The sequence below is a fragment of the Arthrobacter sp. PsM3 genome (assembly GCF_030433895.1).
In the GTDB taxonomy this organism is placed as follows: domain Bacteria; phylum Actinomycetota; class Actinomycetes; order Actinomycetales; family Micrococcaceae; genus Arthrobacter.
This window is the reverse complement of the sequence record NZ_JARUXE010000013.1, coordinates 1-24,226: the sequence shown is the minus strand read 5'-3', so window position 1 is coordinate 24,226 and position 24,226 is coordinate 1. Positions and strand designations below refer to the sequence as shown.

21 protein-coding genes and 1 pseudogene are annotated in these 24,226 nt (G+C 68.3%); 8 read left to right on the top strand and 14 right to left on the bottom strand.

Going from position 1 to position 24,226, the window contains the following annotated elements; translation table 11 throughout:
* Nucleotides 1–23 precede the first annotated feature (23 nt).
* On the top strand, nt 24–1,748 hold the full coding sequence (locus tag QCD75_RS08930; protein WP_301227746.1) for a sensor histidine kinase: 1,725 nt from the start codon (nt 24–26) through the stop codon (nt 1,746–1,748).
* Entirely contained in the window at nt 1,745–2,464 is a 720-nt protein-coding gene (locus tag QCD75_RS08925) for a response regulator (RefSeq protein WP_301227744.1), read from the top strand. Before QCD75_RS08930 ends, QCD75_RS08925 begins: the two co-directional genes overlap by 4 nt.
* Before the next feature lie 6 nt (nt 2,465–2,470).
* On the opposite strand, the gene QCD75_RS08920 is transcribed toward QCD75_RS08925, so the two are convergent.
* The gene (locus QCD75_RS08920) at nt 2,471–4,369 is read right to left on the bottom strand and encodes a propionyl-CoA synthetase (protein WP_301227864.1); all 1,899 of its coding nucleotides are present in this window, start codon (nt 4,367–4,369) and stop codon (nt 2,471–2,473) included.
* Nucleotides 4,370–4,555: 186 nt separating this feature from the next.
* Between QCD75_RS08920 and QCD75_RS08915 the strand changes: the two genes are divergently transcribed.
* The 4 genes from QCD75_RS08915 to QCD75_RS08900 all read left to right on the top strand — a co-directional run bounded on the left by QCD75_RS08915 (nt 4,556) and on the right by QCD75_RS08900 (nt 8,836).
* Nucleotides 4,556–5,197: a GntR family transcriptional regulator gene (locus QCD75_RS08915; RefSeq protein ID WP_301227742.1), complete on the top strand. Its 642-nt coding sequence runs from the start codon at nt 4,556–4,558 to the stop codon at nt 5,195–5,197.
* Between the two features lie 12 nt (nt 5,198–5,209).
* Nucleotides 5,210–6,730 carry an MmgE/PrpD family protein gene (locus QCD75_RS08910; RefSeq protein WP_301227740.1) on the top strand — a complete coding sequence of 507 codons (1,521 nt, stop codon included), beginning with the start codon at nt 5,210–5,212 and terminating at the stop codon, nt 6,728–6,730.
* Nucleotides 6,730–7,632: a methylisocitrate lyase gene (prpB, locus tag QCD75_RS08905; protein WP_301227738.1), complete on the top strand. Its 903-nt coding sequence runs from the start codon at nt 6,730–6,732 to the stop codon at nt 7,630–7,632. The genes QCD75_RS08910 and prpB overlap by 1 nt, the downstream gene beginning before the upstream one ends.
* 64 nt (nt 7,633–7,696) lie before the next feature.
* Nucleotides 7,697–8,836, top strand: a complete 1,140-nt coding sequence (locus QCD75_RS08900) for a bifunctional 2-methylcitrate synthase/citrate synthase (protein ID WP_301227736.1) — start codon at nt 7,697–7,699, stop codon at nt 8,834–8,836.
* Between the two features lie 92 nt (nt 8,837–8,928).
* Here the strand turns inward: QCD75_RS08900 and QCD75_RS08895 are convergent, their stop codons facing one another.
* From QCD75_RS08895 to QCD75_RS08885, 3 genes are all read right to left on the bottom strand, one after another.
* On the bottom strand, nt 8,929–10,413 hold the full coding sequence (locus tag QCD75_RS08895; protein WP_301227734.1) for a hypothetical protein: 1,485 nt from the start codon (nt 10,411–10,413) through the stop codon (nt 8,929–8,931).
* A 1-nt stretch (nt 10,414) separates the two neighbouring features.
* Entirely contained in the window at nt 10,415–10,939 is a 525-nt protein-coding gene (locus tag QCD75_RS08890) for an RNA polymerase sigma factor (RefSeq protein WP_301227732.1), read from the bottom strand.
* A gap of 70 nt (nt 10,940–11,009) precedes the next feature.
* Nucleotides 11,010–11,498 (bottom strand): 8-oxo-dGTP diphosphatase, encoded by a 489-nt coding sequence (locus QCD75_RS08885; protein ID WP_301227730.1) that lies wholly within the window; start codon nt 11,496–11,498, stop codon nt 11,010–11,012.
* Nucleotides 11,499–11,532: 34 nt separating this feature from the next.
* Here QCD75_RS08885 and QCD75_RS22190 point away from each other — a divergent pair, with 34 nt between their 5' ends.
* Nucleotides 11,533–12,111 (top strand): GNAT family N-acetyltransferase, encoded by a 579-nt coding sequence (locus tag QCD75_RS22190; RefSeq protein WP_367400642.1) that lies wholly within the window; start codon nt 11,533–11,535, stop codon nt 12,109–12,111.
* 342 nt (nt 12,112–12,453) lie between these two features.
* Here QCD75_RS22190 and QCD75_RS08875 read toward each other — a convergent pair.
* The 10 genes and pseudogenes from QCD75_RS08875 to QCD75_RS08830 all read right to left on the bottom strand — a co-directional run.
* A pseudogene (locus tag QCD75_RS08875) lies at nt 12,454–14,034 on the bottom strand (DUF222 domain-containing protein); the annotation flags it as partial.
* A 160-nt stretch (nt 14,035–14,194) separates the two neighbouring features.
* Nucleotides 14,195–15,253: a site-specific tyrosine recombinase XerD gene (xerD, locus tag QCD75_RS08870; RefSeq protein WP_441005456.1), complete on the bottom strand. Its 1,059-nt coding sequence runs from the start codon at nt 15,251–15,253 to the stop codon at nt 14,195–14,197.
* Nucleotides 15,253–15,915: an NUDIX domain-containing protein gene (locus tag QCD75_RS08865; protein ID WP_301227728.1), complete on the bottom strand. Its 663-nt coding sequence runs from the start codon at nt 15,913–15,915 to the stop codon at nt 15,253–15,255. Before QCD75_RS08865 ends, xerD begins: the two co-directional genes overlap by 1 nt.
* Before the next feature lie 27 nt (nt 15,916–15,942).
* The gene (locus tag QCD75_RS08860; protein WP_301227726.1) at nt 15,943–17,754 is read right to left on the bottom strand and encodes a CTP synthase; all 1,812 of its coding nucleotides are present in this window, start codon (nt 17,752–17,754) and stop codon (nt 15,943–15,945) included.
* Between the two features lie 76 nt (nt 17,755–17,830).
* On the bottom strand, nt 17,831–19,570 hold the full coding sequence (gene recN, locus QCD75_RS08855; protein WP_301227724.1) for a DNA repair protein RecN: 1,740 nt from the start codon (nt 19,568–19,570) through the stop codon (nt 17,831–17,833).
* Between the two features lie 3 nt (nt 19,571–19,573).
* Complete coding sequence (locus QCD75_RS08850; protein ID WP_301227722.1) at nt 19,574–20,614, bottom strand: NAD kinase; 1,041 nt, start codon at nt 20,612–20,614, stop codon at nt 19,574–19,576.
* A 22-nt stretch (nt 20,615–20,636) separates the two neighbouring features.
* On the bottom strand, nt 20,637–21,449 hold the full coding sequence (locus QCD75_RS08845; protein WP_301227720.1) for a TlyA family RNA methyltransferase: 813 nt from the start codon (nt 21,447–21,449) through the stop codon (nt 20,637–20,639).
* Nucleotides 21,436–21,786, bottom strand: coding sequence for a hypothetical protein (locus QCD75_RS08840; RefSeq protein ID WP_301227718.1), 351 nt, complete (start codon nt 21,784–21,786; stop codon nt 21,436–21,438). The genes QCD75_RS08845 and QCD75_RS08840 overlap by 14 nt, the downstream gene beginning before the upstream one ends.
* A gap of 10 nt (nt 21,787–21,796) precedes the next feature.
* The gene (locus QCD75_RS08835) at nt 21,797–22,786 is read right to left on the bottom strand and encodes an HAD-IIA family hydrolase (protein ID WP_301227716.1); all 990 of its coding nucleotides are present in this window, start codon (nt 22,784–22,786) and stop codon (nt 21,797–21,799) included.
* A 6-nt stretch (nt 22,787–22,792) separates the two neighbouring features.
* Nucleotides 22,793–23,746 (bottom strand): hypothetical protein, encoded by a 954-nt coding sequence (locus QCD75_RS08830; RefSeq protein ID WP_301227713.1) that lies wholly within the window; start codon nt 23,744–23,746, stop codon nt 22,793–22,795.
* Here QCD75_RS08830 and QCD75_RS08825 point away from each other — a divergent pair.
* Nucleotides 23,735–24,226: hypothetical protein (locus QCD75_RS08825; protein WP_301227711.1), on the top strand; the 492-nt coding region annotated here is incomplete at its 3' end. The two genes, QCD75_RS08830 and QCD75_RS08825, sit on opposite strands and share 12 nt — an antisense overlap.

Here is a 24,226-nt window from a genome sequence, read left to right as displayed (position 1 = left end):
CATATTGGTCATGGAAGGTGTGGATGATTCACCGCTGGAGCATTGCCCGACGGCTGTTTGTGGCCCATCTGCTGTTCATCCTGAGCCTGACGGCCGTCGTCGGCACCGCCACGTTCGTTGACGCACGCGACCACGCCTATGACGAGGCGGGCCGGCGGATGGCCGCCGTCGCGACCGCCGTGGCCGACAGCCCCCTCGTGCTGGACGCGGCGGGCGCGCCGGATCCCTCCGCGCTGCTGCAGCCCTACGCGATGAAAGTCATGGCGGACGCGAACGCGGATTTCATCACGATCATGGCGCCGGACCGCACCCGGTGGACCCACCCCCGGAACGAGGAACTGGGCAAGCCCTACATCGGTTCGATCGATGCGGCCCTGGACGGCAAGGTCTTCACCGAGATCACGGCCGGCACGCTCGGCCCCTCCGTCCGCACCATCGCGCCGGTCAAGGACGCGGACGGCACCGTGCGGGCACTGGTCGCCGCCGGCGTCACCGTCCGCACCGTGGACATCGCCGTCTCCGGCAGACTGCCCGCGCTCTTAGCCATCGGGCTGGCCCTGCTGGCGGGCGGATCGCTGGCGTCCTGGCTGCTGGGGCGGTACCTGCGGCGGGTGACGCGCGGCTGGGGTCCGGAGCAGCTCGCCCAGCTCTTCGCCTACTACGAATCGGTCCTCCACTCGGTCCGCGAGGGCGTCATCCTGGTCGATCCGAAGGGCAAAGTCGTGATGTACAACGACCAGGCCGCCGAACTGCTGGGGCTCACACCGCTCTCATCCGACGGCGCAGGAACGCCTGCCGGCGGCGCAGGGGCATCAGCCGGCGGCGGACAGCAGGAGGCCCTGTCACTCGGGTCGCTCCCGCTGGCCCCCAGCCTGCGGGAACTGTTCGAATCGGGCCGCACCGCGCTCGACGAGATCCACCTGACCGGCCCGCGGGTCCTTGTGGTGAACCAGGGACCGGCCGTCGGGCCCGGTTCCGGCGGCGGCCGCACGAATACGGCCGTGTACGGCACCGTGGCCACCATCCGCGACCGCACCGAAATCGAGTCGCTCGGCAGCGAGCTGGAGACCATGCGCACGCTCTCCGACGCCCTGCGCGCCCAGACCCACGAGCATGCCAACCGGCTGCACACCATCGTTTCCCTGATGGAACTCGGACGCGGCACTGAAGCCCTGGACTTCGCCACCCAGGACCTTGAGCTCAGCCAGCGGCTGACCGATGACCTCGTCAGCTCCATCGACGAGCCCGTCCTCGGGGCCCTCATCATGGGCAAGGCCGCGGAGGCGCACGAACGGGGTGTCGAACTGACCCTCAACACCCCGGGGGACGGGCACGGCCCGACCGCGGTAACCGGGTTGGCCGTGCAGGACCTGGTGGCCATCCTCGGCAACCTCCTGGACAACGCCATCGACGCCGCCGCCGAGGCGCCGGCCCCGAAACTTGTGGAGCTCACGGTGGCAGCGTCCGCCGGGACCCTTGAAATCACCGTGGAGGACAGCGGTCCCGGGATCGATCCGCAGGCTGTGGAGGACATCTTCCGGCACGGCTTCAGCACCAAGACACCGGGGCCGTTCGGGCGGGGCCTCGGCCTGGCCCTGGTCCGCCAGGCGGTGCAGCGGCTCGGCGGTACCATGACAATCACGAGCCCCGCCGGGGCGCTGTTCCGCGTCACGCTGCCAACTGCTTCGCCGACAATACAACCGGCAGTATCGCCGGCGGCATCACTGACCACCGAGGGACAGCAATGAGCACCATCCGTGTACTCGTCGTCGAGGACGAGCCCATCGCAGCGGCAGCCCACGCCGCCTATGTCGGCCGGCTGGAGGGATTCACGCTGGCCGGATCGGCCCCGGACGGACAGTCCGCGCTGCGGCTGCTGACGGAATTCGCGGCTGCGGGCACCCCGGTGGACCTGGTGCTGCTGGACATGAACCTGCCGGACCTGCACGGCCTGGACATCGCGCGGCGCATGCGTGCCGCCGGGCTGTTCGCGGACATCATCGCCATCACCGCGGTCCGGGAACTGAACATTGTCCGCAGCGCGGTGGCCACGGGCGTGGTCCAGTACCTGATCAAGCCCTTCACCTTTGCCACGTTCGCGGACAAGCTCGGCAGCTACCGGCAGTTCCGGGAGCAGCTGGCCTCCCCCGCGGCCGGACATGCCGGTCCCGGGGCGTCGCAGAGCGAGGTGGACCAGGCCTTCGCCAGCCTGCGGGCCCCCTCGGAGCTGCCGCTGCCCAAAGGGCTGGCCGCGTCCACGCTGGAGGCGGTGCAGGACTTCATGAAGCTGCAGTCCGGGGCCGTGTCGGCGAGCGAAGTGATGGAAGCGCTCGGCATGTCACGGGTGACCGCCCGGCGCTACCTGGAATACCTCGCCGACGCCGGAACGGTCACCCGGACGGCGCGCTACGGCGCCCCCGGCCGGCCGGAGAACGAATACCGCTGGGTCCGGCCGGCGTCCTAGGAGCCGCTACTCCCCGGCGGCGGGGCGCAGGGTTCCGATGAGCTGGTCGATCACACCGGCGTCCTCAATCGTCGAGGGCACCACGTAGTCGTCGCCGTCGGCGATCTGGCGCATGGTCTTGCGCAGGATCTTTCCGGAGCGGGTCTTGGGCAGGGCCTCCACCACGGTGACGTGCTTGAAGTCAGCCACGGCCCCGATATCCCGCCGGACCAGCGCGATCAGGTCCTTGACCAGGATCTCCTCGGGCACGTCGACGCCTGACTTCAGCACCACGTAACCGCTGGGACGCTGGCCCTTCAACGGGTCCGCGAGCCCGATCACGGCGCACTCGGCCACGGCGGGGTGCTGGCCGATCACCTGTTCCATGGCCCCGGTGGAGAGCCGGTGGCCGGCGACGTTGATGATGTCGTCGGTGCGGCCCATCACGAAGAGATAGCCGTCCTCATCCCGGTAGCCGGAATCGCCGGTGGCGTAGTAGCCCTCGAACGCCTGCAGGTAGGAGGAGATGTAGCGCTCGTCGTCGCCCCAGAGCGTCGTCAGCGTTCCCGGCGGCAGCGGCAGCGCCAGGACGATGTTGCCCTCCGTCCCCGCCTCGACGTCCTCGCCCGATCCGTCGACGATGTTCAGCTTGAAGCCGGGCATCGGCACACTGGGCGAGCCTGCCTTGATCGGCAGCCCGTCCAGCCCGCGGGGGTTGGCGCAGATGGCCCAGCCGGTCTCGGTCTGCCACCAGTGGTCCACCACCGGGACGCCCAGGGTCCGCGAGGCCCAGTGGAAGGTGTCGGTGTCCAGCCGCTCGCCCGCGGCAAACAGCGTGCGCAGGCTGGAGATGTCGTACTGCTCAAGCAGTTTCGCCTCGGGGTCCGCCTTCCGGATGGCCCGCAGGGCGGTCGGCGCGGTGAAGAGCACGTTGACCTTGTGGTCCTGGATCACCCGCCAGAACGCGCCGGCGTCGGGTGTGCCCACGGGCTTGCCTTCGTAGATGACGGTCGTGGCCCCGGCCAGCAGCGGCCCGTACACGATGTAGGAGTGCCCCACGACCCAGCCGACGTCGGAGGCGGTCCACATCACGTCGCCGGGGCCGACGTCGTAGATGTTCTCCAGGGTCCAGCTGAGTGCCACGGCGTGGCCGCCGTTGTCCCGCACGACGCCCTTGGGGGCGCCGGTGGTTCCCGAGGTGTAGAGGATGTAGAGCGGATCGGTGGCCTTGACGTCAACCGGCGCGGCAGGCGCGGCGGTGGCCATCTCGGTGTCCCAGTCCAGCCAGCCGGTGTGGTCGGCCACCGAGGAGGCGAAGCCTTCGCGCGCCTTCACCAGGACGGGTGTCTCCGGCACGCCGGCCAGGCCGAGGGCTTCCGCGACGGCGGGGAGGTATTCGATCCGGCGCGAGGGTTCGATGCCGCCGGAGGCCGTGACCACCGCGGCGGGCTTGGCGTCGCGGATGCGGGCGGCGAGTTCCTTGGGGGCGAAGCCGCCGAAGACAACGGAGTGCACGGCGCCGAGCCGGGCCGTGGCAAGCATGGCGATGGCGGCCTCGGGGATCATCGGCATGTAGATCACGACGCGGTCGCCCTTGCCCACGCCCTGGCTGCGCAGGACCCCGGCGAACCGGGCGACGAGGTCCGTCAGCTCCGCATAGCTGTAGCGCTGCTGCGTGCCGAGCATGGCGGAATCGTAGATCAGGGCGTCCTGCCCGCCCCGGCCCGCCGCCACATGGCGGTCCAGCGCGTTGTAGCACGTGTTGAGGACGCCGTCAGGGAACCAGTCGTACAACGGCGCCCTGCTGGAATCGAGGGCACGCTGCGGCGGTGCAGACCACGAGACCTTCCCGGCGGCTTCCAGCCAGAATTCTTCGGGTTTCGCCAGGCTGCGTTCGTAGCTGTCCTGGTAATTCTTCGTAACCATGAAAATGAGTCCCGTCCACGACGATGTGATGGAGCTCATGGTAGCCCCGACCGGGTGCCCGGCACAAGGCTTGTGTATACACAGATGCCATCATTGGGGCGTTCATGCCGGGGATCTCCCACAAATGCTGGGCAAATATGACTTCCGTGTATACACTGGACAGCGTCAGCCAATGAAGGAGGCAGGATGCGCGCCAGCGATAGGGCCTATGCCGCCCTGCGGGACGACATCATCGAATGGCGTCTGCTCCCCGGGACGGTGCTCGCGGAAGTGGAGCAGTCCGAGCGGCTCGGCGTCTCGCGCACCCCGCTGCGGGAGGCCCTCAGCCGGCTCACCGCGGAGGGCCTGACGACGACGGCGGGCGGCCGCGGCGTCGTCGTCACCGACATCTCGCTGGAGGACATCGACGAACTCTTCGAACTCCGCGAAACCCTCGAGGGCAAGGCCGCGGCACTGGCCGCCGAACGCGGCGATGCGGCGACCTTCGAACAGCTACACCACGAACTGTGCCGTGCCCCGGAACTGATCAGCGGCGAGGATCCCGCCCGGCACGACTACTACGGACTGGTCGGACGGCTGGACGGGGCCATCGACGCCGCCATCCACAATTCCTACCTCGCCCAGGCGATGCGCAGCCTGCGCGTCCACTTGGTCAGGGTCCGCCGGCTGGCGGCCGACGACGCCGAACGGCTTACCGCCGCCGCCGCGGAGCACGCCGCCATCGCCGAGGCGATTGCGGCCGGCAACCCCCGGCTGGCCGAGGCCGCCACCACGCTTCACCTGCACCGCAGTCTGTCCCATGTCAAAGCCACGCACAAACCCCACTAACAGAGGAACACCATGGTCAAGGAACACCACGTCCGCGTTTACAAGAGCGAGGAAAACCTGCCCCGCGAAGACCAGCTCGCGTTCAAGATTGCGACAGTGGCCGCCGATCCCGTCGCCGTCTCCGCGGAGGTCACCGACATGGTCATCAACCGGGTGATCGACAACGCCTCGGTGGCGATTGCCTCGCTGAACCGCGCCCCGATCGTCGCGGCCCGCGCCCAGGCGCTGACCCACGGCCCCACGACGGGCGGAAAGGGCTCGAAGGTCTTTGGCATCGAGGAGCGCGTGGCCCCCGAATGGGCGGCCTGGGCCAACGGCGTCGCTGTCCGTGAACTCGACTACCACGACACCTTCCTCGCGGCGGAGTACTCCCACCCGGGCGACAACATCCCGCCGATCCTCGCCGTGGCCCAGCACGTGGGCTCCAGCGGCCAGGACCTGATCCGGGGCATCGCCACCGGCTATGAAATCCAGGTCAACCTGGTCAAGGCCATCTGCCTGCACAAGCACAAGATCGACCATGTCGCCCACCTCGGCCCCTCCGCCGCCGCCGGCATCGGCACCCTGCTGGGACTCGACGTCGAGACGATCTTCCAGTCCATCGGCCAGGCGCTGCACACCACCACCGCCACGCGGCAGTCCCGCAAGGGCGAGATCTCCACCTGGAAGGCCCACGCCCCGGCGTTCGCCGGCAAGATGGCCGTCGAGTCAGCGGACCGTGCCATGCGCGGCCAGACATCGCCGGTGCCGATCTACGAAGGCGAGGACGGCGTCATCGCCTGGATGCTGGACGGCCCCGACGCCTCCTACACCGTGCCGCTGCCGACCCCGGGCGAGCCCAAGCGCGCCATCATGGACACCTACACCAAGGAGCACTCGGCCGAGTACCAGGCCCAGGCGTGGATCGACCTGGCGCGCAAGCTCCACGGCGAACACCCGGAGGTTACCGACCCGGCCAACGTGGCGTCCGTACTGATCAAGACCAGCCACCATACGCACTTCGTGATCGGCTCCGGCGCCAACGATCCGCAGAAGTACAGCCCCACGGCCAGCCGCGAAACGCTGGACCACTCCATCCCGTACATCTTCACGGTCGCCCTGCAGGACGGCTCCTGGCACCACGTCGATTCCTACGCCCCGGAACGCGCGGCACGCCCGGACACCGTGGAACTCTGGCACAAGGTCACCACGGTTGAGGATCCCGAGTGGACCCGCCGGTACCACTCCCTCGACATCGCCGAGAAGGCCTTCGGCGGAACCGTGGTCATCACGCTCACGGACGGCGCGGTCATCACCGAGTCGATCGCCGTTGCCGACGCGCACCCGCTGGGCGCCCGGCCGTTCGCCCGCGAACAGTACGTGAACAAGTTCCGCACCCTCGCCGCCGGCCTCGTCGCCGACGAGGAAATCGAACGCTTCCTCGCCGCCGCCGCACGCCTGCCCGAACTGTCCGCCGGCGAGCTGGACCAGCTCAACATCCAGGCCGCCGACGGCGTGATCGATCTGGCCGCCGCACCGAAGGGACTCTTCTAATGCTGTACTCGAAGGTGACGCCGGAGCAGAAGCGCCTCCGCTTCCGCGAGCTCCTGGCCTCCGGGACCATCCAGCAGTTCCCGGGTGCGTTCAACCCGCTTTCGGCGCGGCTGATCGAGGAAAAGGGCTTCGCCGGGGTCTACATCTCCGGCGCCGTCCTCGCCAACGACCTGGGACTGCCGGACATCGGCCTGACCACGCTCACCGAGGTGGCCACCCGGGCCGGGCAGATCGCCCGGATGACAGACCTGCCCTGCATTGTCGACGCCGACACCGGCTTCGGCGAGCCGATGAACGTGGCCCGCTCGGTCCAGGAAATCGAGAACGCCGGCCTCGCCGGCCTGCATATCGAGGACCAGTTCAACCCGAAGCGCTGCGGCCACCTCGACGGCAAGAATGTCGTGGACCTGGACACCGCAACCAAGCGGATCCGGGCGGCAGCCGATGCCCGACGCGACCCGAACTTCCTGATCATGGCACGGACCGACATCCGGGCCACGGATGGCCTCAAGGCCACGCAGGACCGCGCGAAGGCACTCGTAGAGGCCGGGGCTGACGCCATCTTCCCGGAGGCCATGAAGGACCTGGGCGAGTTCCAGGCGATCCGCGACGCCGTCGACGTGCCGATCCTGGCCAATATGACCGAGTTCGGCCAGAGCGCGCTGTTCACCGTGGAGCAGCTCGCCGGCGTCGGGGTCAACATGATCATCTACCCGGTGACCCTCCTCCGTAGTGCCATGGGCGCTGCGGAGCGTACGCTGGAATCGATTAAGGCTGACGGTACCCAGGAGGCCCAGGTCGGGAACATGCTGACCCGGGCGCGTTTGTATGACCTCGTGGACTACGAGGCCTACAACAGCTTCGATACCGGGGTTTTCAATTTCCAGATCCCGGGTCAGTAAGCCCCGCATCGGACTTCCGGCTCCGGCCGGTTTCAACAGGCGACAGGAACGAAGGAGTTTCAGCATGGCTGAACAAGAGATTAAAAAGGGCCTCGCCGGCGTCGTGGTGGATTACACCGCGGTGTCCAAGGTGAACCCGGACACCAACTCGCTGCTCTACCGCGGCTACCCCGTGCAGGAGCTGGCTGCCAAGTGCAGCTTCGAGGAAGTCGCCTACCTGCTGTGGAACGGCGAACTGCCGGATGCGGAGCAGCTGGCGGAGTTCACTGCGCGGGAACGCGCCGGGCGTGCGCTGGATCCCGTCGTCAAGCAGGTCATCGACGCACTGCCGACCACGTCGCATCCGATGGACGTCTGCCGCACGGCGGCTTCCGTGATGGGCGCCCGGCACCCGCTCGCCGAGGACTCCTCGCGCGAGGCCAACATGGCCAAGGCTGCGGACCTGTTCGCTGCGATGCCGGCGGTGGTGTCCTACGACCAGCGCCGCCGTCACGGCCAGGACGTGGTGGAGCCCCGCGAGGACCTGGGCTACTCGGCCAACTTCCTCTGGATGGCCTTCGGCGAGGAGCCGGTCCAGGAGGTCGTCGAGGCCTTCAACGTCTCGATGATCCTGTACGCCGAGCACTCCTTCAACGCCTCCACCTTCACGGCCCGCGTGATCACCTCGACCCTCTCGGACCTGCATTCGGCCGTGACCGGGGCGATCGGCGCGCTCAAGGGCCCGCTGCACGGCGGGGCGAACGAGGCAGTGATGCACACCTTCGACGAGATCGGCATCCGTCCGGAGGAGTCGCTGGATGAGGCCGCCACCCGCGCGAAGGCGTGGATGGAGGATGCCCTGGCGCAGAAGAAGAAGGTCATGGGCTTCGGCCACCGTGTCTACAAGCACGGCGATTCCCGGGTGCCCACCATGAAGGCCGCCCTGGACAAGATGATCGCCCACTACGGCCGGCCGGAGCTTCTGGGGCTGTACAACGGTCTGGAGTCGGCGATGGACGAGGCGAAGGCGATCAAGCCGAACCTCGACTACCCGGCCGGCCCCACGTACCACCTGATGGGCTTCGACACCCCGACCTTCACTCCGCTGTTCGTTGCCAGCCGCATCACCGGCTGGACCGCGCACATCATGGAGCAGCTGGCCTCGAACTCGCTGATCCGACCGCTGAGCGAATACAACGGCGTCGAAGAACGGCACGTGGCCTAGTTTCGAGCACGTACGACGGCGGGCCGGTCACCTCTAGGAGGTGGCCGGCCCGCTTTTCTGTCGTTGGGAGCTGTCTGCTGGGGCGCTGTCTGCTAGCCCGCGTTGATCTTCAGTGACAGCACAATGCGTTTGAGCGTCGCGAACTCGGCCGTTTCCATGTACTTACGTGCCTCCTCGAGGGACTGGAACTGCAGGTCCGACGCGTCGCCCGTGTTGTAGTTCTGGGCGAAGAAGTATTCGCCTGAGGGCAGGCCGCTCACGACGTTCTGCGGATCGCAGGTGGTGCCGTTCACTCCCCAGCTTTCATCCGCAATGCCCAGGTTCCCGGCAAACGGAACCGATGGCTGGCCCAGCTGGCGGACGTCCCACACCCGGAAGATAAACTGGGGAGCGATGGCCCGCTCGCCCTGCCTGTCGGAGGGGAAAGTCATGGCAGTGCTGTCCAGCACCGTGAACGGGGTGCACGGGGAAATGATGTTCGGGCGGTTGCGTGTCTGGTTGAAGCCCAGGGTCAGCAGCACGCGGCCCGATTCGTTGGTCACGTCGGAGTAGCGGCCGCCTTCGCGGCTGGTCACGGACCAGTTGTCCGGGTAGTCGAAACTGCCCAGCCCGTTGGCGCTGGTGTACCTGGTCCACGCCGTTGGCTTCCGGACGGATTTTAGTTCCAGCGAAACCAGCATCCGCTTGATGTCCCGGTATTCCTGCGAGGCCATGTAGGCCTTCGCCTCGGCTAAAGACGTGAACTTCAGCTGCGTGTCGCTGCCGTCGGCAGTCAGGATCTGGCCGGAACCGAAGGTGATGGCCGGCACGCCGTCCGGGGTGCGGATCGAGGACAGCAGTTGGCTGGCGGTTCCCGACGCCGGCATGCCGCTCGAATCGATCGTCAAGGCGCCGAACACCGCCGCTCCTTCCAGTACGCGGAACTTGAACCGGGTCGGCCCGGACGGTGCGCCCGCGGTGGCCTGGGGGATGTCCAGGGTCACGGCGTCGAGGGTCTGGTACGGCACTGCCGGCACTGAAGCTCCGGATGCCTGCGGGATGGCTCGCAGCATGGCGAGCTGTTTCCCGGTCGCGTCCGTGACGGTGATGTCGCTGGTCCACTTCTCCAGCCCGGCCGCCGCCGCTCCCGGGGTCTCGGTGACTGTCCAGTCCGCCGGGTGTTGGAAGGTCGCTTGGCCGGTGGAGTCGGTGAAAGCGGTCCAGGCCACCGGGGGCGCGGGCGTGGCACTCGGCGTGGTGCTCGGAGTCGCGGTCGGCGTCGCAGAGGGACTGGCGGGGGCCGTGGTTTCCGTTGCCGCCACGCTGCTCGCCGGTTCCGGCGCCGTCGTGAGCGCACCAAGGTTGGTGGCAACCAGGACGCCTGCAGCCACGGCCGCCACAGCGATCGTCAGGGCCCCGGCGAGCCGTGCACGGCGGCGGCGGCGGACTTCGTCCAGGGACGCCACATCGGCCAGGCCGGTGTCAGTGAAGGCCACAGGCCCGGAGAACATCCGGCGCAGGGCCGCTTCGCCATCGGGCACGGACGGATCCAGGTGCACGGGGTCCGTAGCGGAAATTCTGTCTTTGATCGGATCCATTTCAGGCACCCATCTTCTGTGTGGTCGCTTCAGCCGTGATCGATTCGGCGCCGGACGTCATGTGCTTTCGGAACGCAGCCCGTGCCCGGTGCAGGCGGACCTTGGCGGCGGATTCGCTGCATTGCAGGACGCCGGCGATTTCGGCGGTGCTCAATTCGTCCCAGTACGCGAGCTGGAGAATGTCGCGGTCCTTGTCGCGCAATTGCGCCATGGCATCCTGGACGGCGACATTCCCGGAGTCTTCGCCGCCCCTGACAACGGCGGCGGCCCTGAGCTTTTCCTGCAGCGCCTGCTGGCGGTCCCGGCTCCGGTACGCGTTGCCAACCAGGTTGCGCGCCACTGTCAGGAGCCACGCCAGGTCCGACCGGGGCTCGTCTCCCCACTTCTGCCACACCACCCGGAAGACGTCCGCGGCAAGCTCCTCCGCGATATCGGCCGATTCCACCCGCCGTCGGACAAAGCGGTAGACCCGCGGATAACTGTCTTTGTGAATGGCGATAAACGCCAGTTCGCGCTCGGAAAGCACGATCTCCCCCTGGAAAGTAGTGTCCTGAAACTGCAGGCTAACTGTTTTGTTTCCGGCTGGCCCGTCCGGGTTACATTTCCCCGGAGAGTTTTTCCACAGATGCCACAGTCTCGTTGTCCTCGTTCAGGACAACCACGACGTCGAGCACCTCGCCGGCCAAGGCGGACGGCAGCCAGTGCTCCGCGTCCTGCCACATCAGGTGCAGCGGCAGCGCCCCGATATGGAACCATTCGGGCGTTATCTCCGAGCTCTCCGCCGGCTCGCCCTCCCAGCGGCGGGTGGTGAAGAGCCTGCAGTACATGTTCCACTCCGGGCGGCTGGGGAAGAGGAACTCGACGACGCCGGCATGGGCCAGGTCCTCCTGCCGGACGATGACTCCGGCTTCTTCCCAGACTTCACGGACGACGGCTTCGGCGTCGCTCTCCCCCACTTCGACGTGGCCGCCAAGGCCCACGATCTTGCCCGTGCCGAACCCGGTCCGCTTCAGCCCCAGCAGCACTTCGGTGCCGTTGTCCGCGTCGCGGAGCAGGAAGCAAAGAGTGACTGGAGTGGGCTTCATATGCTCCACCCTATAGCTGCCGCCGGGTTCCGAAATGATCCGGATGACGTTGGCCGTGGTGCACATACACGGGCGCGCAGAAAGGTCGCCAGCCCGAGGATTCTGGCAGGATGTGGTGATGTTGTTTACGCTGCGCGAGCCCGCGCTCCCCGACGCGCCGCAGATCGCTGAACTGCACGTGGCCACTTGGCGGGAAGCGTATTCTCAGCTGCTCCCTCAGGACTTCTTCAGCGACGAGCACGTCCAGGGCCGCCACCGGATGTGGAATCACGTTCTCGGGAACCCGCGGGAGGAATGGAGCATAAGAATCGCGGAGAGCGGAGGAAAGATCATCGGCTTCGCGTTCTTCGGCCCCAGCGTCGGCCCGGAAGGCCAGGAACTCCCGCGTGATCGTCAGTTGTTCAGCATTTACGTAGCGGCAGAGCGCTATGGCACCGGGGTGGGACAGGCGTTGCTTGATGCCACAGCGGGTGATGGACCCGCCATGCTGTGGGTCGCGAAGAACAATCCCCGGGCGGTGGCGTTCTATCTTCGCAACGGGTTCGAATTCGATGGCGCGGAGCAGACCGACCCCGGAGCTGCAAAGATTGTCGACGCCCGCATGGTGAGGTAGGGAACATCTGTTGGATCGTCCGGGTATTCCGGATCTTCCGGATCCTCCGGATCTGGTTCGGGCCATGGATGTGCGGCTGTGAAGAGGTGCCAGTCCGGGAAGGGGTCCGCGGGGAGTTCCTGGTCGGGATCCGGGCCGGGGTCCAGGCCGAAGGGCCCGCCGGGGGCCCTGGTTCAGGCCAGCGTCCGTGTCCCTCTCCGTATCCCTGTCCGTATCCCTGTCCGTGCCAGCGTCCGTGTCCACGTCCGTGCCAGCGTCCTTATCCACGTCCGTGCCCGCATCCATCTCCGTGAACGTGTCCGTAAATGTATCCGTCTTCGCGTCTGTGGCCAGCAGGCCGGGTGGCCAGTGGGGTGGTTCCCAGTCCTGTTCTTCGCTGGGGTAGTACCGGCCCGAGGGTGAGGTCCATCCGGGTGGTTTGTCTTTGCTGGCCCCGGTGGGTGTCCACGCGGAGCCGTGTTTGAGGCGGTGGTGTCTGGGGCAGGGCTGGCCGAGGTTGGAGATGCCGGTGGTCCCGCCGTCGGCCCAGGCCAGGAGATGGTCCGCGTCGTTATCCAGCGAGGCGTTGTTGCAGCCCGGGAACGGGCACTTCCCGTCGCGCAGGCGCAACCACCGCCGCTGGGCTTTCGTGAGGCGGTAGCGGGTCCGGCCGATTTCCAGCGGCGCCCCGTCCCGCGGGTCGGTCAGGACCCGGTAAAACGATCCGGCACCGTCGGCGATGAGGCGCCGGGCCATCGAGGGCGGGATCGGCCCGTACCCGTCCAGGACCGCCGGTTCCCCGGCCACGCCAAGCAGGGACAGGATCGGGACGGTGATGAGGACCTGCGCCCGCGGCGACGGCACATCCCCGCACCCGGCCATCCCCGTCCCGGCCGTTCCCCCGGCGCACTCGGCCATCCCTGTGCCGGTGCTTGCGGTTCCCGCGGCGCCGGTGTTGCCGGTGTTGCCGGTGTTGCCGGTGAGAAGCAAGGTGGCGGCGATGTCGGCGCGGAGCTGGGCCAGCGTGCGGGCCTCGTCGGGGTCCTGCAGGGCCCGGGCGGCGGCGGTGGTCCGGTCCCAGATCCCCGCGGCGGTACCGGCCGGCAGGTACGCCGAGAACCAGGCCATCCCGTCCCGGTCCGGGAGGAACTCCACCCGCCGGTCCGAGGCACACTTGGTGTGACGTTGTTCGATGCTGGCGGGGTGGTGGCGTTCCCGCCAAACACGGGCTTTGGTCCGGAACCGTCCCGGGACGAGGTCCCCGGCCGGACACCCCCGGGCCGCGTCCGGTGCGTGGGGGTCCAGGAAGTGCGCTTCCAGCCCGGCCGCGGCGGCCCGGTCCAGGTCGGTGGTTTCATCGACCATGATCCGGGCGTGCTGCCAGGAAATTGTTCCGGCCTGCAGCGCCGCCAGGGTCAGCGGCAGCGACGTGGTCAGTGCCTGGCAGTCGCACAGGAACCCGTCCGCGGTCCGCTCGCTGACGGTCAGGACACACGCGACCTCCGCGGTCATGGCCATCTCCTGACAGGAGTCCCGCAACGACCCCGGGGCCGCCAGGGCCCTGGTGGCGTGCAGGTATTCCGCGGCCAGCCGCACCTTCAACGCCGCCGTCCTCGCCTCCAGCCGCGCCAGCCCGGCCAAAGCGTCCAGGCAATCATCGGCCAGGTCCCGCAACGGATCGATCCCCCGGAACGGGTCCGTGTCCCGGACGGCGGCCGTATCCCGCAGGGAAACCGCATCCCGCAGCAGGGCGCCGGCACCGGGCAGGGAGTCCGCGTTCCGCAGCGGATCGGCACCGGGCGCATCCGGGTGGTCCGCATCGGCGCCGGGCAGTTCCGTGAGGGCCGGGCCCGTGCCGATGAAAGCAGCAAGCGCACCCGTGGACGCGGCGACGGCCGCCAGGGCCTCCCTGCTCTCCAGACCGAACACTGCTCCGCTGTCCACCCTCAAAGAACATAAGCGGCCGCCGACAATAACTGGCCGGCTACCGCGCCAACCTGGAACGACCGACAACCGGAGGAGATCCTGCTCCAACAGAGTGCTGCCCGGGCGCTGATCCTCCCACACCCGGGCCAGCGGGACGAAAGCAAGGCGGGTGCTGGCTTTAGCCCAGGGCCCGGGGATGCGCAGCGGCGTAGATCTCGCGCAGGGTGTCCGCCGTGACAAGGGTATAGACCTGTGTGGTGGTGACCGAGGCATGGCCCAGCAGCTCCTGGACCACCCGGACGTCGGCCCCGCCCTCGAGCAGGTGCGTGGCGAAGGAGTGCCGCAGGGTGTGCGGCGAGACGTCCTTGGTGATGTTGGCCTTCTCGGCGGCGGACTTGAGGATGGTCCAGGCGCTCTGCCGGCTGATCCGCCCCCCGCGGGCGTTCAGGAACAGCGCAGGGGTCCCCTTGCCCTTGGCGGATAGCAGCGGGCGGCCCCGGACGAGGTAGGCGTCAAGGGCGCGGGCACCGAAGGAGCCGAGCGGGACCAGCCGCTCTTTGGAACCCTTGCCGAACAGCCGGACGATTGCCGGACCGGTGTCCCCGGCCTCGCCGCTGTGCAGGGAGATATCATCGACCTCGAGACCCACCGCTTCGCTGATCCGGGCGCCGGTGGAATAGAGGAACTCCAGCAGGGCCCGGTCGCGCAGCCCCGTGGCGGTGTCGGTTCGGACCGCTTCCAGGATCCTGGTGACTTCGTCGACGCTGATGGCTTTGGGCAGCCGCTTGCCGGGCATGGGCGGGTGGACGTCGCTGGCCGGGTCAGTGGGAGTGACACCCTCAAGTGCCCAGAACTTATGCAGACCGCGCACCGCCACCACTGTCCGGGCCGCGGACCGGATGCCCAGGGCCGAGCCGCCGTCGGACCCGTCGGAGAGCGCCTGCACGAAGCCTGTGACGTCGTGCCGAGTGATTTCGTCGGGGCGTTGGCGGCCTGCATGGGCCAAGTGCCGGGCGTAGCGGGCCAGGTCCCGCCGGTAGGCGGATAGCGTGTTGGCCGCAAGCCCCCGTTCCACCCCCATGTGCTGCAGGTAGTCCGCCATGGCGCGGTCGATTGCTGTCAGCGGCCTGGCCGGGGGCTGTGCGGGGGCGGGCGACTGCCCGGACGCGGGCTGTGCCGGGGCGGGTGCCGGGAGTTGCGCAAGTGCCGGGGACTCGGCGGTCAGCGGTTCCACCATCACCGCTGGCTGGGATGCGCGGGCCACGGCGCGTCACCGGGGCGGAGGCCCTTGAAGTTGTCAGCCCGGGCGGCCGCAGCGGCGAGGATTCCGACGACGGCGGACGGGTTGTGGAGGCGCCCCTCCAGCACGGCCAGCACGGCTGCATCCAAAGGGATCCAGTGCAGTTCGATTTCGGCCTCTTCGTCGGTGCGGACGTGGAGTTCGTGGCCGGGCACATCGCTCAGGTCCCTGGCGAGGTAGATGCGGATGGCTTCGCTGGAGGACCCGGGGGAATTGAAGAAGTCGGCCAGGACATTCCACTGGCCGGCAATGAGGTCGGCTTCCTCGGCGAGTTCACGTGCCGCTCCGGCCACGAAGTCCTCACCCTGAACATCGAGGAGTCCGGCCGGGATCTCCCAGAGGTCCATGCCGACGGGGTGCCGGTACTGCTTGATCAAGAGCACCTCGCCGTCATCGTTCATCGGGAGGACCGCCACCGCACCCGGGTGTTCGATGTAGTCGCGGACGAGCGGATCGCCGTCGTCGTTGAGCTGGAAACTGTCACTGACCACGTCCCAGATCCGGCCCTCGTAGACCGTCCGGGACGACAAAAGACGGCGCGGGCTCGGTTCATCCGAAACCAGCCGTGCAGCATGGGGGGTCTCAGGGGTACCGGGCATCGCGCCGTCCTTTGATTCAGTTGATGGTTACTTCGACACTACCGGGGCAGACTTGGCGGCCGAGGGATCGCCCGCGGCTGTGTCTGCCTTTGGCGTGCCTGCAGTGGCATTTGCGGCCGCGTTTGCGGCTTTGCTGCCGTTGCCCTTCTGGTGCTCCAGGGCGGCCTTCACCAGTCCCGAGAACAGTGCGTGCGGCCTGGTCGGGCGTGAGCTGAGCTCAGGGTGCGCCTGCGTGGCCACATAGTACGGGTGGACTTCGCGGGGAAGCTCCACGTACTCCACGAGCTTGCCGTCGGGCGACGTTCCGGAGAACACCAATCCGTGGGCGGCGATCTGCTCGCGGTATTTGTTGTTGACCTCGTAGCGGTGGCGGTGCCGTTCACTGACCTTGGTGGTGCCGTAGGTCTCGGCGACCACGGACCCTTCGTCCAGCCGAGCCTCGTACAGGCCCAGGCGCATGGTGCCGCCCAGGTCGCCCTTGCCGTCGACGATGTCCAGCTGCTCTTCCATCGTGGCAATCACCGGGTACTTGGAATCCGGCTCGAACTCCGACGAGGAAGCGCCCTCGAGGCCGACCACGTTGCGGGCGTACTCGATCACCATGCACTGCAAGCCCAGGCAGAGGCCCAGGACCGGGAGCTTGGTTTCGCGGGCATACTTCAGCGCGCCGAGCTTGCCTTCGAGTCCGCGGATGCCGAAGCCGCCAGGGACACAGATCGCGTCGACGCCGTCGAGGGACTTGACCGCGCCCTCGTGGGTTTCGCATTCGTCCGAGGGGACCCAGCGGATCTTGACCTTGGTGTCGTTGGCGAAACCGCCGGCACGCAGCGCCTCGGTCACGGACAGGTAGGCGTCCGGCAGGTCGATGTACTTGCCGACCAAGGCGATCTCAACCTCGTGCTTGGGGTTGTGGACCGCGTCGAGGAGCCTGTCCCAGCTGGTCCAGTCGACGTCCTTGAACGGAAGGTCGAGGGCGCGGACGATGTAGGAGTCCAGGCCCTGGGAGTGCAGGGTCTTCGGGATGTCATAGATGCTCGGCGCATCCGGGCAGCCGATGACGGCGTCGATGTCGACGTCGCACATGCGGCCGATCTTGTCGCGCATGGGCTGCGGGACTTCGCGGTCCGAGCGGATCACGATCGCCTCGGGCTGGATGCCGATGGAACGCAGCGCGGCAACGGAGTGCTGCGTCGGCTTGGTCTTCAGCTCCTGCGACGGGCCGATGTACGGCACGAGGGAGACGTGCAGGAAGAACACATTTCCGCGGCCAATATCCTGGCGGACCTGGCGGGCGGATTCGAGGAACGGCTGCGACTCGATGTCGCCCACGGTGCCGCCGATTTCGGTGATGATCACGTCGGGCGCGTGCTTGCCCTCGGCGGGAAGCCGCATGCGCCGCTTGATCTCGTCGGTGATGTGCGGGATGACCTGGACGGTGTCGCCGAGGTATTCGCCGCGGCGTTCCTTGGCGATGACCGTGGAGTAGACCTGGCCGGTCGTGACGTTGGCCGAGCCTTCGAGGTTCTCATCGAGGAAGCGCTCGTAGTGGCCGATGTCGAGGTCCGTTTCGGCACCGTCGTCAGTCACGAAGACTTCGCCGTGCTGGAAGGGGTTCATCGTGCCCGGATCCACGTTCAGATAGGGATCGAGCTTTTGCATTGTTACAGACAAGCCGCGTGCCCGCAGGAGGTGACCGAGGCTCGAAGCCGTCAGTCCCTTACCGAGCGAGGACGCCACACCACCGGTGACGAAGATGTGTTTGGTCGTCTTGGACGAGCCCGGAAACCGGGAATTTACACGGGAATTTGATCGCTGCACCACGGAGTTCGAGCCTATCATCAATTCAGCCTTTCAAGGGTCTGTTCGAGGCAAAGCACTGTGATTGTCGTCCCGTCCCGGCCTGCCTTGGACAGGCTCAGGCCTGCTGCGGCAGGAGTCTGGCGTCGTCGAGCAGCTCCTGGGCGTGGGCCTGCGCGGATTCGGAATCCTCCTGGCCCGCGAGCATCCGGGCCAGTTCCCGGACGCGCTCCGCCTCGTCGAGAAGCCGGACGTCACTGGAGGTGAAGCCGGTTGCCGTGGCGCCGTCGCTGCCGCGCACGGAGGTCTTGATGACCCGGATGTGCTGGTCGGCGAACGCTGCCACCTGCGGCAGGTGGGTCACCACCAGCACCTGGACGTGCCGGGCCAGCATCGCCAGCCGCCGGCCGATCTCGACAGCGGCACGGCCGCCCACGCCCGCGTCGACCTCGTCGAAGACGAACGTCGGGACCGGGTCGACGGCGGCCAGCACCACTTCGATGGCAAGCATCACGCGGGACAGTTCACCGCCGGAGGCACCCTTGCCCAGCGGGCGGCCCGGGGCGCCGGAGTGCGGCTGGAGCAGGAAGGAGATCTCGTCCGCGCCGAACGGGCCCGGCTGCCCGCCGGACTCGACGGTGATGACCAGGGTGGCATCCGCCATCGCCAGGGCCTTGAGTTCCGCACTGACGCGGGCGGAGAGTTCCTTGGCGGCCTTCTTCCGCAACTTGCTGATCCCCGCGGCCTGTTTGACCAGTTCGTCCCCGGCGCGGCCCACCTCGGCCTCCAGTGCCTCGATCCGGGTGGAGTCGTCCTGCAGCTCCAGGAACCGGGTCCGGGCCTGCTCGGCCCAGACCAGCACCTCGTCGATGCTTGGGGCGTACTTGCGCACCAGCGTCGCCAGGGCGCCCCGGCGGTTCTCGATCTCGGCGAGCCGTTCCGGGCCCTCGGAGTCGAGGGCGGCCTGGTAGCTGGCGAGTTCCGTGGCGATGTCGTTGAGCAGGAAGCCCACCTCGGCGAGCCTGGCGGCCGCGGACCCGAGTTCCTCGTCGTGTTCGGCGACGTGTTCCAGGGTGCGTTTGGCGGCGTCGACCAGGGTGGTGGCGTCGGCATCGTCGCCGAAGTCCTCGGCGGTGAGCGCCTGGTGGGCCGTGGTGGCCGCGATCCTGAGTTCCTCGACGTTGGCGAGCTTGACGGCTTCGGCTTTGAGCGATTCGTCCTCCCCCGGCTGCGGGTCGACGGCGTCGATTTCGGCCAGGGCAGCTTCCAGGGATTCGGCCTCGCGGAGCCGTTCCCGGGCGGCGCTGCGGAGCTCATCCAGCTGGGCCTGGCTGGACTTCCAGTGCGCGTGCAGCTGCTGGTAGGTGCCGAGCGTCGCCGCGAGGCTCCCCCCCGCGAATTTGTCGAGGGCCTCCCGTTGCGCGACCGGGCTTTTGAGCCGGATCTGACCGGACTGGCCGTGGACCACGACGAGGGTTTCGCCGATTTCCCCGAGCACGCCCACGGGGGCGGCGCGTCCGCCGAGGTAGGCACGGCTTCGGCCGTCCGCGCCCACGCTGCGGGCGAGCAGCAGCTCGGCGCCGCCGTCGAACTCCTCGACCTCGGCCCCTGCCTCACGGGCGCGCGCCACGGCCGGGTGACCGGCGTCGAGCCTCACGGTGGCCTCGGCGGAGGCACTCTTCGCGCCGCTGCGCACGGCTCCGGCGTCGGACCGTGCACCGAGCAGCAGCCCGAGGGCGGTCACCACCATGGTCTTGCCGGCTCCGGTTTCACCGGTCACTACGCTCAGGCCCGGGCCGAGGGGCAGCGTGGCGTCGGTGATGACACCCAGGTCGCGGATTCTCAGTTCTTCAAGCATGGTTCACTTCGCAGTCGATGGATCAGGGGTCTCGCCCGGCCCTGCATACGGCGACCGAGCCTGCGGCGGAACGGGAAGCGGGGGCATCGGCCGGGGCGTGCGGATCACCGGCACCGGGCCGGTATGGACCGCCGCGGCCTGCGGCATGGGTCCGCGCCAGCCCTGGATGGGCAGTTCGAACTTGCGCACCAGGCGGCCGGAGAAAGGCGTCTGGTGGGTGCGGGCAAGCCGCACAGGCGTGGCGGATCGCGTCACTTCCACGCGCGCTCCGGGCGGGAGGTCGACAGAGCGGCGGCCGTCGCACCAGAGCACGCCCTGCGCGTCGGTACGGTTCAGGATTTCGACCGCGAGCCGGGAACGGGGCGAGACGACCAGCGGCTTGGCGAAGAGCGCGTGGGCGCTGATCGGCACGATCAGGAGGGCCTCAACCTCGGGCCACACCACCGGTCCGCCGGCGGAGAACGCGTAGGCGGTGGAGCCGGTGGGGGTGGCCAGGACGACGCCGTCGCAGCCGAAGGACGTCAGGGGCCGTTCGTCGACCTCGGTGACCACTTCGAGCATCCGTTCCCGGTTGCCCTTTTCAATCGCGGCCTCGTTGAGGGCCCAGGTGTGCCAGATTTTCTGCCCGCGCACCCAGACCTGGACGTCGATGGTCATCCGCTCTTCCACGGTGTATTCGCGGCTCGCGATCCATTCGACGGTCTGGGCGAGGTCGGCCCGCTCGCTCTCGGCCAGGAATCCGACGTGGCCGAGGTTGACACCGAGCAGCGGCACATCGACCTCGCGCACCAGTTCCGCGGCGCGGAGGATCGTGCCGTCGCCGCCGAGCACCATCACGAGCTCGACGTCGGGCAGCATCACGTGGTCATGGAGGATCTCGACAGGCTGGTCGAGTCGTCCGAAGAAGCGGACCATGTCGCCGAGCTCGGATTTCAGCATGACCGGAACGATGCCGGAGTCGTGGAGCTGGGCGCATGCCTCCCAGGCAGCCTTGAGGGACTCCTCACGGCCGGTGTGGGCAAGGATGAGGACACGCCTGCTCATCGGGTTCCGCCTTCTAGTGCTTCTAGTACTTGGGCCAGATTGTTCCGAGTAACGCAGCAACGGCTGCGTCCCGCTCTTCGATCTTAGGCAGGTCTGTTCCAATCCCGCGCTTTATCCACAGGAAGTACTCCACGTTTCCGTCCTGGCCGGGCAGCGGGCTGCTGGCGAGGCCTTTGAGTTCCAGCCCGGAATCCATGGCTTCTGCCGCGACTTTGCCCACGGCGAGGCGGCGCTCCCACTCCGAGGTGACGACGCCGGTGCGGCCCAGCCGGTCCTTGCCGATCTCGAACTGCGGCTTGACCATCAGGACCAGGTCCCCGCCGGGTTCCGTGCACGCCGCGAGGGAGGCCAGGACGAGGGTAAGGGAGATGAAGGACAAGTCCGCCACCGTCAGCGCCACCGGACCGCCGATCTCATCCGGCTTCATATAGCGGACGTTGAGGCCTTCGTGGACGGACACGCGGGGGTCATTGCGGATCACGGGGACCAGCTGGTCGTGACCGACATCAACGGCCACGACGTGGTCCGCCCCGCGGCGCAGGAGCACCTCGGTGAATCCGCCGGTGGAGGCACCGGCGTCGAGACACCGCTTGCCTTCGACCTCTACGGCGGGAAAGGCGTCCAGCGCGCCGGCCAGTTTGTGTCCGGCGCGGCTGACGTAGTTGTCCTCATCGGCGGCGGCGACGTCCAGGACCATGTCGTCCTGGACCTGGAGCGAGGCCTTTGCCAGCACTTCCCCGTTGGAGCTGACCTTGCCTTCGGCGACGAGGCGGGCGGCATGGGTTCGGGACCTCGCGAGCCCCCGGCTGACGAGGGCCTGGTCAAGCCTGCTCATGCGTGGTGTCCCCTGTTTCAGTGGTGGTTCCGGGTGTATTTCGTCCTCCGGCGGGCTGTCCCCCGGCGGGTCCTGCGACGTCCTCATTCAGGGAGGCCAGCAGGTCGTCGTGCAGCCCGGCGTAGACCTCCCCGTGCAGCGCCACCGGCAGTTCCGGCAAATCACCGAGACGGTCCAGGAGCGCCACGACGGCGGGGTCCCCGGCCGCGTTCCGGGGAGCGCTCCCGGTGGCTTCGTCCGGTTCTGCCGGACCCGCCGGCCAGATGACCTGCGCGTCTTCCCCGGCAGCGTCCGTCCCGGTGGTGTCCGTCCCGGTGGTGTCGTTGGGCTCGGTCATGGTGCCCAGTCTAGTGATCCAGCCATTCGAGGACCGGCGCCAGGGCGGTGGCGGTCTCCGGATTGGCTGTCCACCAGGCCGCACAGGCGGCCCGCCAGGCGTCAAGGTCGCCGGGGTCGCCGGTAACCCGGACCGTCTGCCCGTGCACGACGGCGGAGGCCTCGCCGCAGCGGTGCTGCCCGGCGTCGAGCTCAATTGCCGGGTAGGGCCGGTAGAGGTCCGTGAGGTCGTTGATCAGGTAGTCGGGGCGTTCCTGGGTGCGGGCGGCGAGGATCGACTCCCTGCTGTCGACGCCTGTCAGGACGGCGACCGTGGCGAAGCCGGCGTTGTTGCCGCCGAGGATGTCGGTGTCCAGGCGGTCGCCGACGACAAGCGGCCGGTCCGCAGCCAGCCGCTTCGCGGCAGCATGGAACAAGGGAGCTTCCGGTTTGCCCGCGACGAGGGGCTGCTGCCCGGTGGCGGCAGCCACCGCGGCTACCAGCGTCCCGTTGCCCGGCGCCATGCCCCGGGCCTGGGGAATGGACATGTCCGTGTTGGTGGCCACCCACAGGGCCCCGCCCGCAACGACGTACGCGGCCTCCGCGAGATCCTTCCACCCGATGTCCGGATGGAACCCCTGCACGACCGCGACAGGCTGCTCGGCTTCGCTGCTGACCGGCACCAGCCCCGCGAGTTCAATCTCCTGGGCCAGGGACGCCCCGCCGGTGATAAGAACGCGGGATCCCGCCGGCAGCAGCGAAGCCAGCAACTCCCCCGCGGCCTGCGAGGAGCTGACGACCTGGTGGTCCTCCGCCGGGGCACCCAGGTCGCGCAGATGCTGCGCCACCTCCGCGGGCGTCCGGGAGGCATTGTTGGTGACATAGCCGAGGCCGACGCCGATCCCGGCGAGCCGGCGCAGGGACTCCACGGCCCCCGGTATCGCGTGGGGTCCCGCGTAAACCACCCCGTCGAGATCGGCGAGCAGGGCGTCGAAGGTCGAGATCAGTTCCGGTGCAGCCATTCCCGATCAGCCCTCGGCGCGTTCCGGCTCGCGGGAACCGTCGTGGGAACCGTCGTTGGACCCGTCGTGGGAACCGTCGTTGGACCCGTCGTGTCCGGTTTCGCCGGTGTCTTCACCGGTCAGAACCTCGGAGCGGTCCAGGGCGTCCTTTTCCACGGAGTCGTCATCGGACTCGGCGTCGTCGGACTCCCAGAAGTCCGATTCGGCGTCGTCGGATCCGTCGTCAAGGGCGTTCGTTGCCGCCTCGGCCGTTTCGGGGAGACCTGCAACGGCCGCTGCGCTGGCGACACGCGGCGTCTGCTCCTGGTCAGCCGGGGCGGACCGCTGGGCGGCCTGGTCGTTGAGGAGGCGGCGCTGCTGCGCTTCCTCGCGGGCTTCCTCTTCCTCGTCCCAGCCGAGGTCAATGATGTCCGGGTCTTCCGAGACATCGAGGCCGAGTGCGTTCTCTGCCACGGCTGCCTGGCGCTGCCATTTTTCCGCTTCGGCCGTGCGGCCCACCGCGGTCAGAGCATCGGCGTAGGCGCGGAACAGGCGCGGGCTGTAGGAGAAGGCCCGGTTGATGTCCAGCTGGGCGATTTCCAGTTCGGAGACGGCGGCGTCGAGCTGGCCCAGGTCGGTCCTGGCTCCGGCGGCCACGATGGCCAGTTCCGCCTTGCCGGGAGCGTCGAGGTCCTTGGCTTCTTCGGAGCGTGCCATTTCCAGGGCGCGGTCGGGCCGGCCGAGACCACGTTCGCAGTCAGCCATAACAGGCAGATGCATGTTGGAGCCGCTGATGCGCCGGTACGTACGGAACTCGCGCAGGGCTTCGCCGTAGTGGCCGGCGGCGTAGGCCGTGAGGCCCACGGCTTCACGGACGGCGGCGAGGCGGCCGCCGCGGCGGCTGGCTGCGAGGGCGTGCTGGAAGGCCAGCTCCGGTTCGTCGTCGATCAGGCGTCCGGCCATCACGAGGTGGCGGGCCACCCACTCCGCGCTGTTTTCCTCCAGGGTCTTGATCTGGTGCTGCGTTGCGCGGTCCAGTTCCTTGCCCGTAACGTCATCGTCGATCTGCGGCGAACGTTCGCGGTCGGGACGGTTGGCGCTGCGGAGATCCCGGGCATTGGGAACGCGGACCGGGCGGTCCTCGGCGCGGTCGCGGCCGAACTGGCGGGGACCGGCGTCGCCGCGGTCAAAGCTGCGCGCAGGACGGTCATCGCGGTCAAAGCTCCGCGCAGGACGGTCATCGCGGCTGCCGAACGGCTTTCGGCTGTCGCCGCCACTGTACGGCTTACGGTCACGGTCACCGCCACCACCAAAGCTGGGACGCTGTCCCCCGCCCTCACGCGGAGCACGATCACCATACGGCTTACGCTCAGCACCACCGCCACTGTACGGCTTACGGTCACGGTCACCACCAAAGCTGGGACGCTGTCCCCCGCCCTCACGCGGAGCACGATCACCATA